This is a genomic window from Halococcus morrhuae DSM 1307 (assembly GCF_000336695.1).
Lineage (GTDB): Archaea > Halobacteriota > Halobacteria > Halobacteriales > Halococcaceae > Halococcus > Halococcus morrhuae.
In genome coordinates, this window is sequence record NZ_AOMC01000166.1 from 1 (window position 1) to 15,927 (window position 15,927).

Consider the following 15,927-nt stretch of genomic DNA (forward strand, 5'->3'; position numbering starts at 1 on the left):
GGCGGTCGGGCGCGAGAACATCGAGACCGGCACGCGCGTCACGGATCTCGACACGACTGGTGGCGAGGTCGAATCGCTCACCGTCGCGACCGATGGCGAGACCGAAACCCACGCGGTCGACGAGGTCGTCGTCGCGGCGATGCCCAACGTCCTGGAGGATCTCACAGGGTACACCTGCGAGATCGATTTCCAGGGAACGGTCTGTTCGGTAATCTCGCTCTCCGAGTCGCTGATGGACACCTACTGGCTCAACATCGCCGACGAAGCCCCGTTCGGCGCGCTCATCGAACACACGAACTTCGTGCCGGCGGCGCGCTACGGCGGCGAACACCTGCTCTACGCGGTGAGCTACGTCCAAGATTCCGAAGAGGAACTCTGGCGGATGAGCGACGAAGCCGTCGAGGCGACGTGGCTTTCGGGCATCGAAGACCTCTTTCCCGACTTCGATCGCAGCAGCGTCAACTGGATCGAGACGGCCAGAAACCCCCGCACTGCGCCGGTCTACGAGCGCGGCTATCTCGACATGGTGATTCCCTACGACCTTGCCAGCGAGGTGGCCGACGGCGTCTACTATGCTGGGATGGCGAGTCGCGCCCAGTACCCCGAACGAAGCCTGAACGGCGGAATTCGCGCCGGATTCGCCTGTGCGGACCGCATCGCCGAAAAAGACGAACTCGAACAGCGCCAGGCGGCCACGGCCGTCGGCGACGGCGGCCAGCGCGACTGAACCCGGCTGCGGCAGCGGGCGGCTGCGGTTTCCTGGTGGATGAAGGGCGAAACCACGAACGAAGTGAGTGGTTGAGGGCTTCGGCGGTGCTGCTGTGTTGCAGTTATTCCTTTCGAGCGACCTCTGTCCTCACGGGTCGCGGTGCTCCCCGTTCGGTTACTGTCGCTCTCGCTCGATCACTCGCTCCGAGCGACCTCGTGGCGACCGAAGCCGTAGCGCAGGCGATTGGCGAGCTGGCGGGCGAACCGGCCGTCAGATCGCGAGCCGAACCGCTCGGCGAGCGCGGNGGGGGGGGGGGGGGGGGGGGGGGGGGGGGGGGGGGGGGGGGGGGGGGGGGGGGGGGGGGGGGGGGGGGGGGAGCCGAACCGCTCGGCGAGCGCGGTGTAGATGAGCGGTACGGGGATCTCCTGGGCGAGCGCTTCCTGGACAGTCCACGTGCCCGTCGAACCACCCGCAACGTGGTCGGCGACGGTATCCAAGTCGGTGCCCTCCTCGGCGAACGCCTCCTCGCAGAGTTCGAGCAGCCACGAGCGGATCACCGCGCCGTTGTTCCACGTGCGCGCGACCGATTCGAGATCGAGGTCGTACCGACCGTCGTGAAGCAGTTCGAACCCCTCACCGTAGGCCTCCATCAGCGCGTACTCCACACCGTTGTGGATCATCTTCACGTAGTGGCCCGAGCCCGCCGGTCCCATCCTGTCGTGGCCCGCTGGTCCGGTGGCCACGGCGTCGAACACGGGCGACAGCTCCTCGTACGCCCATTCCGGACCACCGATCATCAGCGAGAAACCGACCTCCGCACCCGCCGGTCCGCCCGATGTCCCGCAGTCGAGATACGCCGCCGGGGTCGATTCGGCCCGACGGACCGACGCCTCGAAGTGGGAGTTGCCGCCGTCGATCACGACGTCGTCGCCGTCGAGATGGGATTCGAGATCGGCGAGCACGGCGTCGATGGCGTCGCCGGCGGGCACCATCAGCCAGATTCGTTTCTCGTCGCCGAGTGTCTCGGCGAGCTCCGGGACGGAGTCGGCCGGTTCGGCACCGACCTCGGCGGCGGCCGCGACCGCTTGCTCGTCCGTGTCGAAGGCGATCACGTCGTGGCCACCATCGAGTGCGCGCCCGGCGACGATCCGTCCCATCCGCCCGAGTCCGACGACGCCCAGTTGCATACCCCTCCCTCCGCGGGCGCGCAGGTAGGGGTTGTGGTTCCGCTATCCGGGTGGCTCCTCCTCGGTCGCGTGCGCATCGTCGAACCCGGATGCGCCGTCGCCCTCGACGGCCATGCGCCGCAACCGTCGCCGTTCGGTCGAGTCGAGTTCGCGTGTGCTGGAAGTGGTCGGCAACAGATCCTCGACGGTCGTTCCGTGATGGCCCGCGACCTGCTCGATGAACTCGCCGTCCTGCATCCGCTGGAGGCCGTGCCAGAGCCCCAGAAACAGCAGCGATGGCGCGACACAGACGAACGCGCCGACGAGCACGCGGAAGAGCAGATTCATGTCTATTGATAGCTTTTCACAACCAAGTCGCTGACGGCTCCGGCGAGATAGCGTGGGCTTGCTGCGTGACCCGCAGAACGCGAACGTTTATCCGACCGACTCGCGTGGATGGGCTATGGATGCGATGGCAGCGGTAGTACGTCGCTGATCGAACCGCCGTTTCGACACCGTTACTTGACCGGCCGCAGGCATTCTCACCATGACAGAGCTAGCAGAGAGCTACGACCCAACCACCCTCGAAGCCAAGTGGCGCGAGGAGTGGGCTGATTCCGAGCTGTATCGCTACGATGACGACGAAACCACCGATACTGACACGCAGTACGTCATCGACACGCCACCGCCGTATCCCACAGGTGACTTCCACATCGGGAACGCGCTCGGCTGGTGTTACATGGACTTCGCCGCCCGGTACCACCGTCTCCAGGGCGAGAACGTCTCCTTCCCCCAGGGCTGGGACTGCCACGGCCTGCCCACCGAGGTGAAGGTCGAGGAGAACCAGGGCATCCGACGGACGGACGTCTCGCGCGAGGAGTTCCGGGAACTCTGTATCGAACACACGGAGGGCCAGATCGACGCGATGAAGGAGACGATGCAGCGTCTGGGCTTCTCTCAGGACTGGGAGCAGGAGTTTCAGACGATGGATCCCGATTACTGGGCGAAGACCCAGCGCTCGTTCGTCGAGATGGCGGAGAAGGGCTACGTCCATCGCGACGAGCATCCCGTCAACTGGTGTCCGCGCTGTGAGACGGCCATCGCCGACGCCGAGGTCGAGAACGTCGACAGCCAGGGAACGCTCGCGACCGTTCGATTCTCCGGCATCGACAACGACGATCTCGAGATCGCGACGACGCGCCCCGAGTTGCTCGCGGCCTGTGTCGGCATGGCGGTCGATCCCGACGACGAGCGCTACGCCGACCGCATCGGCGACAGCTTCGAGGTGCCGCTCTTTGGGCAGGAAGTCGAACTGATCGCCGACGAGGCCGTCGACGGCGAGTTCGGGACGGGAGCGGTGATGATCTGCACCTTCGGCGACAAGCAGGACGTCGATTGGTGGGCCGAGTACGACCTCGACCTCCGACCTGTCGTGACCGAGGACGGTCGTCTCGACGAGAGCGTCGCGGAGTTCGGCGGGCTCGACCTCGACGAAGCGAAGGCGGAGATCACGACCGCGCTCCAGAAGGAGGGCTACCTCGAAGACGAGGAGCCGATCGAGCAGTCCGTGGGTGCGTGCTGGCGGTGTGACACACCGATCGAGATCCTCTCGAAGGAGCAGTGGTTCGTCCGCGTCGATCAGGACGAGATCCTCTCGAAGGCGAAGGAGATCGAGTGGGTGCCCGAGCACATGTACGGTCGACTGGAGGAGTGGACCGAGGGGATGGATTGGGACTGGGTGATCTCGCGCCAGCGCGTGTTCGCCACCCCGATCCCGGCGTGGTCGTGCGACGACTGTGGCCATTGGCATATCGCCACGCTGGACGATCTGCCCGCGAAACCGACCGAGGACGACCCCGCTACCGAGTGTCCGGAGTGTGGAGCAAGCGAGTGGACCGGCGAGACCGACGTGATGGACACCTGGATGGACTCGTCGATCTCGGCGCTCCACGCGGCCGGGTGGCCCGAAGAGTCCTTCGAGCCGGTCCAGCTCCGCGAGCAGGGCCACGACATCATCCGGACGTGGGCGTTCTACACGATCCTCCGGACGGCGGCGCTCGAAGACGAGAAGCCGTGGGAGGAGGCGCTGATCAACGGGATGGTCCTTGGGACCGACGGCAACAAGATGAGCAAATCGAAGGACAACTCGGTCGCACCGATCGACGTCGTCGAGGAGCAGTCGGCCGACGCGTTCCGGCAGGCGATCGCGCTCGGCGGCCAGCCCGGTTCGGACATCCAGTTCCAGCACAAGGAGGTGACGAGCGCCTCGCGATTCCTGACGAAGCTCTGGAACATCACGCGCTTCGCGAGCGATCACCTCGACGCTGCCGACGAGGCGGAGCCGTCCTACACCGACACGGACCGGTGGATTCACTCGAAGTGTGCGCGCATCGCCGACGACGTGGCCGCCGACATGGACGAGCATCGGTTCGATCGCGCGCTCCGGACGGTCAGGGAGTTCGTCTGGCACGACCTCGCCGACGACTACCTCGAACTGGTCAAGGGTCGGCTCTACGAGGGGACTCCCGAGGAGCAAGCCGCCGCTCGGCAAACGCTCTCGACCGTGCTCTCGGCGTCGATCCGCATGCTCGCACCGTTCTCGCCGTTTCTCGCCGAGGAGACCTACCGCCATCTCCCCGGAACGTCGGGGAGCGTCCACGCGGCCGGGTGGCCTGAACTCGATGCTGAAGACGAGAGCGTTGAGGCCCGTGGCGAGCGCATCGCGGCGGTGGCGAGTGCGGTCCGGGCGTGGAAATCCGAGGCCGGGATGGCGCTCAACGCCGACCTCGATCGCGTTGAGATCTATCCCGACGACGGCATCGACGAGTTCGACACCGGCGATCTGCGCGCGACGGTCAACGCCCCGATCGAGGTCGCGGCGGGCGAGCCGGACATCGAGATGGTGCCCGTCGAGACCGACCCTGATCACAGCACGATCGGCCCGAAATTCCGCGATCAAGCAGGTGCGGTCGTCGGCGCGCTCGAAGACGCCGATCCCGGGGACATCGCGGCACAGAAGCGCGAACAGGGTGAGATCGAACTCGACGCCAACGGTGAAGTCGTGGTGCTCGACGGCGACGCGGTCGACGTCCGCCATGAGCAGCGCGCGGCGGGCGAGACCGTCGAAGTGCTCGACGCCGACGGCGCGACGGTGCTCGTCTTCCCCTGACTCGGTGGGTGCCGCCGATGCGGTCCCGTCGGCGGCGGTTGCGGTGCAGTCCTGGCGTCTCGGCGAGCGAAGCGAGGCGAGGCTCAGGAGAGTGGTTCGAAAGACGCGAAGCGTCTTTCGTCATTGTGGAGCAAAGCTCGACTTGCAGTCAGAACGTATCACGTTCTGACGACATCACGAGAGAGCTTCGCTCTCTCGAACGACTATGCTCTCCTGGNGAGCAAAGCTCGACTTGCAGTCAGAACGTATCACGTTCTGACGACATCACGAGAGAGCTTCGCTCTCTCGAACGACTATGCTCTCCTGGCGGATGAAGGGCGAGACCGCTTCGCGGTCGAGGGCTTCGGCGGTGCTGTGCGGGTTGCGGGGGCGGTTGGTTTCCGCGCGAGCGGAGCGAGGTTCGACCGGAGGGAGAACCTCGGAAAGCGAACGGTGAACGAAGTGAACCGTGAGCAGCGAGCGCGGTTCACCGCGAGTGAGCGCGAAGCGCGAATGAGCGGGGGTTTTTAGTCCAGGTTTTTGCGACGAGTGGTGGCCGACCGCAGGGAGGCCACCCGAGGAGTAAAAAAGTGGGCGAAAGGCATTAGTCGCCGCCCGCGAAGAGTGTTGGATAGTTCATGAAGGTGGAAATGCTAACGACCGACTTCCTGGATCGGGCGGTCGATCTCTATTCGGACGTCGTCGGTGTGGTCGCTCACGACGGCACCGAATACACGTACGGCGAGTTCGCCGAGCGGGTGAATCAGGTCTCACACGCCCTGCGCGAGATGGGTGTCGAGCAGGGCGATCGGGTTGCGTTGCTCTCGCCGAACACGCATTACTTCCTCGAAACGCTCTACGGCGTGAACCAGCTCGGGGCCGTGTTCGTCCCGATGAACTACCTGCTGGTGCCAGACGATTTCGACTACATCCTGAACGACTGCGAGGCCGATGTCGTCATCGCCGATCACGAGTACGCGGAGAACGTCGAGGCGGTGCGCGAGTCGGTGCCTGTCGAGTCGTTCGTCGGCTACGAGGCCGACGCCATCGACGGCGACTGGCTGGATTACGAGGAGTGGCTTGCGGCTCAGCCGGCTGAACGGCCCGAACGGCCCGATATTTCCGAGGATGACGACGCCTCGATCAACTACACGTCGGGGACGACCGGCGATCCGAAGGGTGTCGTCCGGACCCATCGGACCGAGCACTGGCACGCGCTCGTGCTCAACCAGCACAAGGAGATCCGCGACGACGATACCTATCTCTGGACGTTGCCGATGTTCCATTGTAATGGCTGGGGCCACACCTACGCCATCACCGGAACGGGGGCGACCCACGTCTGCCAGCGCACGTTCGAGCCGGAGGGGACGCTCCGTCGCGTGCGCGAGTACGACGTTTCCTACATGTGTGGCGCTCCAACAGTTCTCAACCGGCTCATCGCCCACTACGACGAGAACCCCGACGTCGTGACGACCGGCGAGCGCGACGTGCGCATCGCCACCGCCGGCAGCGCGCCCGCGACCGCCACCCTCTCCAGCATTGAGGACGACATCGGCTGGCGGGTCATCCATCTCTACGGACTGACCGAGACCGCGCCGCTGATCACTTCCTCGAACTCGCCACGGCGACTCGCCGAGCACGGGCGTGATCTCAAGGTGAAGCAGGGCAGCGAGGTGCTCGCCACCGACGTCAGGGTGGTCGACGACGATGGCCACGACGTGCCGCGCGACGGATCGACACTCGGTGAAATCGTCGTCAAGGGCAATCAGGTGATGGATCGCTATCTCAACAAGCCCGAGGCGACCGAGGAGGCGTTCACGGCCAAACTACCGGGCTACTTCCACACTGGCGATCTCGCGACGATGGACGAGGACGGGATGGTGGCGATCCAGGACCGCGAGAAGGACATCATCATCTCCGGTGGCGAGAATGTCTCCTCGATCGCCGTCGAGGACGTCCTCTACGACCACCCCGACATCGCCAAGGCGGCCGTCATCCCCACGCCGAGCGACGAGTGGGGCGAGGCGGTGACGGCACTCGTCGTCGAGAAACCCGACGCCGAGCTCACGGGCGAAGCCGTCCGTGAGTTCGCCGGCGACCATCTCGCACGGTACAAGGTCCCGAAGACCGTCGATTTCGTCGACGACCTGCCCGAGACCGCGACCGGCAAGGTCCAGAAATACGAACTCCGCGAGGACTACTGGGAGGACGAGGAGCGCTTGGTCGGACAGGGCTGAATCGGGCGAGACCGAGCCGGTTCACGAGTTTCAGATGAGCGACGTAAGGATTCGCGATTCGGCCTTTCGGAGATGTTCGTCGACCGTACTCGGCGCACAGTCGAGCGTGCCGGCGATGTCCTCGTGAGTCGCCTGCCGCGGCACCTCGTAATAGCCGCTCTCGATAGCGGTCTCGAACACTTCGAGCTGGCGGTCGGTCAGCAGCGAGAGTACGTTCCGCTCGTCGGGCGAATATTCGCCGACCTGTTCGACGGTGATGCGCGTCTCCGCGGGCAGCTCTTCGAGCGCCTGTTGGAGCATCTCGTGAGTGCCGACGACGGTGATCCGGAGCCCACCCTCGACGAACGCCAGCGGCGGGACGACCATCAGGGCGTATTTCTGGGCGACGGACATCAGCTGGCCGGCGGGCTGGCCCGGCTTGACGTGGACGTAGAAGTGGAACGTCTCGCCCTCGACGGCGATCGACGAACACGAGAGTAGCTCCGGATGGCCGTCGAGGCGCGCTTGGAGCCTCTCTGGATCGCCACGGAGCCGGTAGAGCATCACACCCGTCCCGTTGGCGAGCGCGTTGACGTGGACGAGCGCCTCGCGCGTGACGCCGGGCGTCTCGATGATGACGCTATCGACGGGATGGATCGCCCCGTCGTCGGGTTTGATCGTGAACTCGAAATACCTCATGGCGCTCGTCCCATCATGCGTACTGATACCGGTCCGAACGATAGCCCTTTCGGATGGTGCAGAGTCGCCGTCGGCGGTCGGGCGTTCACGCGAGCCACTCGTCGGGTTTCGTGTCGTAATCGACGTCCGTCGCGGCGATCCCTTCGACCTCGCTCCACGGGAGGTCCTCGACGGTAAACGACTCGCCGTCGTAGCGGATGAGCTTGCCGCGCTCGTCGGGATCGGGTTCGCGCTCGCGGCGTTTCGCGACCTCGAGATCGTGATCGTCGAGCTCCTTGACGATCGTCTTGAGGTTCACCGGCCGTCCCCAGAGATCGAACACGCGTTCGAGGGTCTGTCGCGCCTGCTCGACGTCGAGCATCACGCCGTTGTAGTGGTGGGCGAGCAGCAGCTCGTTGCGGTTGTTGTAGTTGCCGTCCTGTACAGTGATGGTGGGCTTGCCGAAGTTGGTGAACTGGAGCAGGAGCTTCTTCTTCACGTCCTCATAGTCCGTCGAGGTCGCCCGGTAGTCGCCGGTCGCCTGCGTGTACTCGTAGGTGAAGTAGTCGTTGTCGTCGACGAACTCCTGGGAGAGGAACTCGTCGAGGAAGGTCACGTCGTTGTGGCTCTCGCGGATCTCGAAGAGGCGATCCCAGCCCGCCGCGTACTCGACGTCGGCGAGCGCCTCGTCGACGGTTCCGTAGCGCGAATCGTCGAACAGATATCGCGAGATCCGTTCGAGCTCCTCGCGGCTCGTCCGCTGGAGGAAGCCGCTGTTCTGGGGTTTGGCGAGCGAGTAGTGGCGCTCGGCCATCCCCTCGTAGGTGAGCAGTTTCCAGGGATAGCGATCGACGTCGATCTCGCCGTTCTCCGCGGCCGCGAGCACCTCACCATCGACGCGCGGGTCGTCGGGATCGAACGCCGCGAGCCCGTCGCCCGCGATCCGATCGATGACGGGATCGGGCGCGAGCGCCGCCGCGACGGTCTCGAAATCGACCACGTCGTGGAAGTTACGCCACGTGATCCCCTCCACCCGGAGCAGGCGCTCGCAGACCTCGCGACGGTTGACCGAGTTCTCGATATACTCCCAGAGCTCCTTGCCGAGTTTGTACGGATTGAGCCCGGGCGAGGCGAGCACGCGCGCCTGATGGTCAGCGTAGCTCAGGAACTCGTCGGTGCCGGCAAACGTCTCCTCGCCCATCATCATCGACTCCCAGTAGGCCGCCCAGCCCTCGTTCATCACCTTCGTCATCCGCTGGGCGGCGAAGTAGTAGGCCTCCCGGCGGAGCAATTCTAAAACTGTGCGCTGCCATTCCTCCATCTCGACGGCCTTCTCGCGCTCCTCGTCGTAGGCCATCCCGTGACGGAAGAGGAAGGCGAGCAGATCGGGTTCGGGCTCGGGCGGGATCGCTCCCGAGGGCTCGTCCTCGCGCTGGGCTTCGAGCCAGTCGTCGTCGAACACCTCGCTGACGACGTCGGCCCCGAGATCGAGCTCGTCGAGGCGGTCGGCGATGTCGTCGTCCTCGATCCTGGGAGCGTCCTCCGCGCTCGCACTCTCGAACGCCCGATGGCGGTCGATGTTCGTTTCGAGACATTGGATCGTGTCGATCCAGCTCTCGACGGCTTCGCGCTCGATGTCGGGATCGCGCATGAACGCGGCGATCGCGTCGGCGTGTCGCGCGAGCATCGCCGCCGCATCCGGCGTTCCGCCGCCGGTGAACAGGCCGAACCACTGGTTGTGCGCGAAGAAATCCGCGTGCGCCTCGACGTGGGTGATGACGGCCTTCTGGTCGGCCAGCGAGTTCGACTCCTGAAGGAACGCGTGGGAGGGGTCGTCGTTGTTGACGATCTCGAAGGCCTTCCCGCCGAGGAACTGGTTCTGTTTCTGCTGGCGGTCGTATTTCATCCCCCAGCGCCAGTGCGGATATCTGGTCTGGAACCCGTCGTAGGCGATCAGCTCGTTCATCTCGTCGTAGTCGACGATCCAGTAGTTCACGCGGTAGGGATCGAGTCCCAGCTTGTGGGCGAGGTTCGCGGCCTCGCTCACCGGCTTTTCGAGGCTGTCGGCCGCTCGCTGTGCGCTGATGCGGTCATTCATTGTCGTCCTCGGTGTTCAGGATGGTCTCGATCGCGTCGACGACGTCGCCCGGCCCGTTGACGTACGCGACGGCGACGTTGTCGCTACCGTGGAAGTGGCGTTCGACCTCCTCGGCGTGCGTTGCGTTGATCGCGTTGCCCGACGGCTGCGTCTCGACGTAGGCATGGAGGTTGGCCGGGATCGCCTCCATCTGCGGGATCACGTACTCCTCGGTGTCGTTCGAGGAGTTCTCGGAGTCACCCGCCGCGAACACGTATCTGTTCCAGTCGTTCCACGGGTATTCCTCGTCGAGGATCGCCGCCGCGAGCTCGTACGCGCTCGAAATCTTGGTTCCTCCTCCAGAGCGGATGCCGAAGAACTCCTCGCGCTCGACGCGCCACGCCTCGGCATCGTGGGCGATGTAGACGAATTCGGCGCGATCATACTTCCCGGTCAGATACCAGTCGAGCGGCGTGAACGTCCGCTCGACGAGTTCGCGCTTCTGCTCGCGCATCGACCCCGAGACGTCGCGGATGTTCACGACGACGACGTTCTTCTCGTGTTCCTCGACGATCTCGGGGTAGCGATAGCGCTCGTCCTCGCGACGGAAGGGGACGTGATCGATCCCTTCCTTGCGGATGCGGGTGGCGGTGTCCTCGGCCTCGACGTTTCGCTCCATCGTCTCGATCGACGGCCAGCGCGTTCGCTCGCCGGCCGCGAGTTTGGCGTACTCGTCGTCGAGCCACGCCCGCGAGACGGGCAGGTGCTTGGCGCGCGCCCACTCGAAGACGCTCTCGGGCCCCATCCCGTCGACTCTGAGCGCCTCGTGGACGTATTCGCGGTCGAAGTCCATCGCGAGCTTGCGCTTCAGCCCCTCCTTGAACATCCGCTCGAAATCGAGCGTGCTGTTCGGTCCCGTCCTGCTGACGTCGGTGTAATCACCCTCGGTCTCCTCGACGACGCGCTTGCCCTTCGGTTCGAGATCGAGCCCCAGCCGCTCGTCGAGCTCCTGAGCGAACTCCTCGGGGTCCATCTCGTAGTATTCGTGCTCGCCGCCCTCCTCGCCGGCTTCACCCTCCTCGTCGCCCGGCTCGGGCTGACCGACCGGCTGGCCCGGCTGGGGCGTGTCGCCGTCGCCCTGTCCGACGCCACCCTGATCGCGCTTGTCGTATTCGAAGCCCGGCAGGTCGATGATCTTCACGGGTACTCGCACCGACTCCGGACCGCTCCCCCCGAGATCGCCGTACTGAATGAACTCCGCGAGGTCCTCGCGGCGATCCTCGCCGACCTCGCGGTAGCGTTCGAGATCCTCCCTCAGTCCCATCGGTAGCTCACCTGTCCCATGACGTGCCGGCTGGTCAGCTCGGCGCTCGCCTCGCTGTAGTCGAACAGTTCGACCATCTTCTCGATCGTCTGTTCCTTCAGTCGCGCCGTCTCGGTTCCACTGGGCGGGTCTTCCCACTGGCGCGGGTCGAAGTCCTCGTAGGTCCTTCGGACGTCGTCCCAGTCGTGACTCCCGAGCACCGTGTCGATCACCGGGATCTCGGTGAGCGCGACGTCGCTGGCGCGGAACTCGTCGTCGCGGCTGTGCCACGCGTGGCGGTTGAGGGCGGTGATGATCTTCTCCATGCGGAACTCCCTGACCGCCGGCGATGGCTGACTGCCGTCGTAGCTCTCGGAGCCGAACCGGCCGAGATGCTCGGTCTCGAAGACCTTCATCACGAGCGGGTCGGGTTCCTCACGCTCGCCGCGGTCGTTCTCGACCTGTTCGTCCGCCGCCCACGCGTAGACGTGTTCGACGTATTCGGCGACGGTTTCCTCGTCGACGCGCTTGTCGTGCAGCAGCGCTTCGAGCACGTCCTCACGCTGGCGCTCGAACACCTGATTTTTCACTTGGACGACGCGACTCTCGAACTCGCCGCGCTCGGTCGTCGAGAACACCGGTGCTTCGGCCAGTTCGGCGGCCATCGCATCCAGAACGTCCTGTGGCATGACGACGTCCTCGACGGGGAGATCAGCATGGTGGCGCTCGCGCTCGGCGTACAGCAGATCGGCGATGACGTCGCGCGTGTAGGTGACGGGAACGCCGCTCTCGCCGTCGGCGCTGTCGTCGTCGAAATCGAACGCCTCGCGCTCGGTGCGTTCGTCGCCGTGCTGGAGATAGCCGCGATCGAACAGCAGCGCCTTGTCGACGAGCTCCATCCCCGCCGGGAGGTCATCGTCGTCGAGACGCGTGACGACGCTGTAGAGCGCGGCCGCCCCGACCGCGTGCGGGGCGAGCTCGACCGTGGTGACGTCGTCGTCGTCACCGCCCACCGCCACCGTGACCGGTTCGGCGATCTTCCGTTCGAGCGCCTCGTAGCTCTCGGCACGCCAGATTCCGGTCTCGTTCGCGAGTTCGCGTCTGATGAGTTCGGCTTCGAGCGAGACGTTGGTCAGGTAGTCGAACTCGCGCCTGTCGAGGCGGCGTTTGAGCGCCTTCAGCGGGTCGTCGGCGTTGCGTTCGGCGTGCTGGTTCAGCTGCGCCTCCAGGTCGGGGTTCGAGATGATGATCATCTGCGTATCGACGTCCATCCCGATCCCCTTGTCGAGCTTCACCGATCCCTCGTCGGGCACGTTGAGCAGCTTGCGAAGGAGGTCCGCGTGCTGGGCGGCGTCCTCGACGATCGTCAACAGTCCGTTGCCCTGCGAGAGCACGCCATCGTAGGAGAACGCCTGTGGGTTCTTTCGCCCGCGCGAATCGAGTTCGCGAACCATCCCCGCCATCCACGAGCCGACGAGCCGCTCCTTGGGCGAGCCGTCGTCCTCCGAATGGAGCACACCGATACCCTGCCCGACGTCGACGACGTAGTTCTTCACCCGAAGGTGGCGTCTGTCCGTCACGGCCGAGAACAGATCCCGCACCCCGTCGCGGCGATAGCGCTCTTCGAGGAAATCGTAGGCCTCGCGACAGAACGGATCGAGGCGTCCCTCGACATCGATCGGAACGTGATCGTCGCTACGTTCGTTGAGCGCGTCGACGATCTCCGCGCGCACCTCCGGCGGGAAGACGGTGAGCGGGTGTGACTGGACGGGGCTCTCGTACCAGTCGTCCTCGTCGTCGCGGTATTCGCCGCCGTAGGTCAGCCCGGCCGACTCGCCGAGACCAGCGACGTTCCACTCGACGGTGTAGCGCCGGCCGGCATCCGTCTTCGAGAACTCGCGCAGCCCGTTGATGAGACACCGTTTGAGCTCCGACTTGCCCGTCGCCGTGGGGCCGGCGAGCCAGATGATCTTCTCGTCTTTCCCCCGGCCGGCGGCGATCGAGCGCAGGTCGTCGACGAACGCGTTGAGCACCTCGGTGTTGCCGAGGATCGCGTGCTCGCCGTCGTTGTGCGGGTCGTCGAAGAACCGGTAGCGCTCGGTCTCCTCGCCCTCCTCGATCACGGTTCTGGTCCCGGCAGCCTCGATGGCGGCGACGAGATATTTCGCGGCGTGGGCGGCGATTCGTGGCTCCGTGAGCGCCGCATCGACGTATTCGGCGAGGCTCATCGGCTCCTCGTAGGTCTCCTGGAGCGCGCGGTCGGCCGCCGTGACGTAGCTCTCGCCGCTCTCTCGGTCGTTCATCACTCGTCTTCCAGTTCGGTTTTGGCGACCTCGGCACCGGCGAATTCGAGCACCTCCTTGGCCCCACCACGGGTGTAGCCCTGTTCGATCAGCGCGTCGATCCACGCGCTGCGCTCCTCGTCGTCCATCTCCCCCGAGGACACCAGCGCCGAGAAGTTGATGTTGTGTTTCTTGTCCTCCCAGAGCTTGCGCTCCAAGGCCCGGCGCAGGCGGTCGTTGTCCTGCGGATTGAACGTATCACCCTCGCGTGCGCGCCGCGAGACCCAGTTCGAGACCTCCTGACGAAAGTCGTCCTTCCGGTCCTCGGGCACGTCGAGTTTCTCCTCCACGGAGCGAAGAAAGGTCTCGTCGGGCCCCTGTTCGCGCCCGGTGAGTTCGTCCTCGACGGTGTCGTCGTCGATGTATGCCATCACGTGATCCATGTACTTCTCGCCCTGGCGCTGGATCTCGTCGAGGTCGTACGCCAGCGCGTGGCGGACGTCCTCGATCGCGCGTTCTCTGTACTCCTCGCGGACGAGTTCGAGGTAGCGGTAGTAGGTGTCGAAGAGGTCCTCGGCGATCGAGCCGTGGTTTTCGAGGTTGCCCTCCAGGTGGTTGAACGTCGTCAGCGGCGAGAGGAACCCTCGCTCCCGGTGCATCGAATCCATGATCGCCTCGGATATCTCGTCCCCGATGAACCGCGGGCTCACCCCCTCCATCCCCTCGCCGATCTCGGCGGTCCCGGTCGCCTCCTCGCGCAGTTTCTTGACGTCGACGTCCTCGGCCTCGTCGATCTCGCCGTTGTATGCTTTGGCCTTCTGGAGGAGATCGACAGTACCGGAGTCGGGTTCCTCGATCCGGGTGAGAACGCCGAACAGGCCCGCCATCTCTAGGGTATGGGGCTCAACGTGGATGTCGGGCACGTCGGCGTTCGCGAGCATCTTCCGGTAGATGTTCGCCTCCTCGTCGTACTGGAGCACGTAGGGGAAATCGATCCGCTTCGTGCGGTCGTTGAACGCCTCCATCTTCTCGTCGCCCTTCTTCTCCTTGTACTCGGGCATGTTCGTCCGCCCGACGATCACCTGGTCGATGTCCATCCGCGGGTTGCTCTTCGGTTTGATGGTCATCTCCTGGGTGGCGTGCAGGAAGTCGTAGAGGAACTCCCGCTGGAGTTTGAGGAGCTCCTCGCCGGAGAAGATGCCCCGATTGGCGTTACAGAACGCACCCGAGTAGTCGAAGGCTCTCGGATCGGACTCACCGTAGACCGCGATCTTCGAGTAGTTGACGTCGCCGGTGAGTTCGGTCTCGTCCTGGTTTTTCTTGTCTTTCGGCTCGAAGGTCTCGATCGCCTGGCGCTTGTTCTCGTCGGCAGTGAGTCTGATGACCTCGACGTGGTTTTCGAGCACCTGCTGGAGGTCGTCGTCGTAGTAGCCGAGCAGGGAATCCATGTAGAACTCGCTCGCGGGGTCGAGCGACTGCTCGTTCTGGATGGTGTAGGGCGCATCGAGGCGCTCGTTCAACTCCTCGACGACGCGCTTGCGCTGGTCGAGCGGGAGGAGCACCAGCGGGTCTTGGTTCATCGGCGAACGGACGACATCGTCGGACGGGTCTTGGTCGGCGATCACGTCGGCCAGGTTCGTCCAGCGGAAGGTGTACATCCGCCCGTCCTCGCGCATCGTGTAGTCCTCGAAGTAGCGCCTGACCTGCCGGTCGAAATCCGATTTCCCGGAACCGACCGGCCCGAGGAGCAGTTTGATGCGTCGTTCCGGCCCGAGCCCGCGTGCGCCGGATTTGGCCTTGTTGACGAACTCGTGGATAGCCTCGTGGATCTCGCGGCCGTAGAAGGTGTTCTCGCCCTCACCGAGCGGATCCTCGGAGGCGAGATGGTACTCGACGACGCCCGTTTCCTCGTCGTACTCGCTGCCGTAGAAGTCGAACATGTCCGCGACGCGTTGGTGGGCGTTGCGGGCGATCGCTGGCTCCTCGCGGAGTTCGTCCAGATACCACTGGAACGTGCGCGCCGTGCGGAGGTCGGTCGGGATCGATGCACGGTACTCCTCGCTGAGCGCTTCGAGCGTGTTGGTGTCGCCTGACATTGTTGTATCTCTCTCGCGGGAGCCACGCGCGGGCTCACCGCGGGTAGTCGTCCGTGTCGTTCGTGGGCGGCGCATCGAGATCGGCGAGCCGTACCGGAGGTTCGTGGCAGCGTACCGCGGTAGCATGACCCACCAATACTAGTAGGAGAAAAAGGATTAACACATATAACTGTTGCCCTTACTTCTGCCATATTTCCCCACAATCCCCGTACGCAACGCCCGCACCGACCGCCGAGGATTTGGGCGCTCGCC

10 protein-coding genes are annotated in these 15,927 nt (G+C 64.9%); 3 read left to right on the plus strand and 7 right to left on the minus strand.

Going from position 1 to position 15,927, the window contains the following annotated elements; genetic code table 11:
* The coding region (locus tag C448_RS15060) for an FAD-dependent oxidoreductase (RefSeq protein ID WP_004056033.1) at positions 1-727 on the plus strand (727 nt) is incomplete at its 5' end.
* A 176-nt stretch (positions 728-903) separates the two neighbouring features.
* Here C448_RS15060 and C448_RS15065 read toward each other — a convergent pair.
* Positions 904-1,896 (minus strand): NADP-dependent phosphogluconate dehydrogenase, encoded by a 993-nt coding sequence (locus C448_RS15065; RefSeq protein ID WP_004056035.1) that lies wholly within the window; start codon positions 1,894-1,896, stop codon positions 904-906.
* 42 nt (positions 1,897-1,938) lie between these two features.
* Complete coding sequence (locus tag C448_RS15070; RefSeq protein ID WP_004056037.1) at positions 1,939-2,223, minus strand: hypothetical protein; 285 nt, start codon at positions 2,221-2,223, stop codon at positions 1,939-1,941.
* Between the two features lie 199 nt (positions 2,224-2,422).
* On the opposite strand from C448_RS15070, the gene C448_RS15075 reads away from it, so the two are divergent.
* A complete protein-coding gene (locus C448_RS15075) occupies positions 2,423-5,044 on the plus strand; it encodes a valine--tRNA ligase (RefSeq protein ID WP_004056039.1) in 2,622 nt (873 codons plus the stop codon).
* A 617-nt stretch (positions 5,045-5,661) separates the two neighbouring features.
* A complete protein-coding gene (locus C448_RS15080) occupies positions 5,662-7,260 on the plus strand; it encodes a long-chain-fatty-acid--CoA ligase (protein ID WP_004056041.1) in 1,599 nt (532 codons plus the stop codon).
* A gap of 30 nt (positions 7,261-7,290) precedes the next feature.
* Here C448_RS15080 and C448_RS15085 read toward each other — a convergent pair whose 3' ends face one another.
* From C448_RS15085 to C448_RS15105, 5 genes are all read right to left on the minus strand, one after another.
* Entirely contained in the window at positions 7,291-7,938 is a 648-nt protein-coding gene (locus C448_RS15085; protein WP_004056043.1) for a helix-turn-helix domain-containing protein, read from the minus strand.
* Positions 7,939-8,023: 85 nt separating this feature from the next.
* Positions 8,024-10,015 (minus strand): SpoVR family protein, encoded by a 1,992-nt coding sequence (locus C448_RS15090; RefSeq protein ID WP_004056044.1) that lies wholly within the window; start codon positions 10,013-10,015, stop codon positions 8,024-8,026.
* A complete protein-coding gene (locus C448_RS15095; protein ID WP_004056046.1) occupies positions 10,008-11,318 on the minus strand; it encodes a YeaH/YhbH family protein in 1,311 nt (436 codons plus the stop codon). The genes C448_RS15090 and C448_RS15095 overlap by 8 nt, the downstream gene beginning before the upstream one ends.
* On the minus strand, positions 11,309-13,600 hold the full coding sequence (locus tag C448_RS15100) for a PrkA family serine protein kinase (protein ID WP_004056048.1): 2,292 nt from the start codon (positions 13,598-13,600) through the stop codon (positions 11,309-11,311). Before C448_RS15100 ends, C448_RS15095 begins: the two co-directional genes overlap by 10 nt.
* Entirely contained in the window at positions 13,600-15,675 is a 2,076-nt protein-coding gene (locus C448_RS15105) for a PrkA family serine protein kinase (protein ID WP_004056050.1), read from the minus strand. The genes C448_RS15100 and C448_RS15105 overlap by 1 nt, the downstream gene beginning before the upstream one ends.
* Positions 15,676-15,927 lie beyond the last annotated feature (252 nt).

Excerpts from the sequence above, each read along its gene's own strand:
- C448_RS15070 (WP_004056037.1), bottom strand. The coding sequence starts at position 2,223 with ATGAATCTGCTCTTCCGCGTGCTCGTCGGCGCGTTCGTCTGTGTCGCG.
- C448_RS15075 (WP_004056039.1), top strand. The coding sequence starts at position 2,423 with ATGACAGAGCTAGCAGAGAGCTACGACCCAACCACCCTCGAAGCCAAG.
- C448_RS15080 (WP_004056041.1), top strand. The coding sequence starts at position 5,662 with ATGAAGGTGGAAATGCTAACGACCGACTTCCTGGATCGGGCGGTCGAT.
- C448_RS15085 (WP_004056043.1), bottom strand. The coding sequence starts at position 7,938 with ATGAGGTATTTCGAGTTCACGATCAAACCCGACGACGGGGCGATCCAT.
- C448_RS15090 (WP_004056044.1), bottom strand. The coding sequence starts at position 10,015 with ATGAATGACCGCATCAGCGCACAGCGAGCGGCCGACAGCCTCGAAAAG.
- C448_RS15095 (WP_004056046.1), bottom strand. The coding sequence starts at position 11,318 with ATGGGACTGAGGGAGGATCTCGAACGCTACCGCGAGGTCGGCGAGGAT.
- C448_RS15100 (WP_004056048.1), bottom strand. The coding sequence starts at position 13,600 with ATGAACGACCGAGAGAGCGGCGAGAGCTACGTCACGGCGGCCGACCGC.
- C448_RS15105 (WP_004056050.1), bottom strand. The coding sequence starts at position 15,675 with ATGTCAGGCGACACCAACACGCTCGAAGCGCTCAGCGAGGAGTACCGT.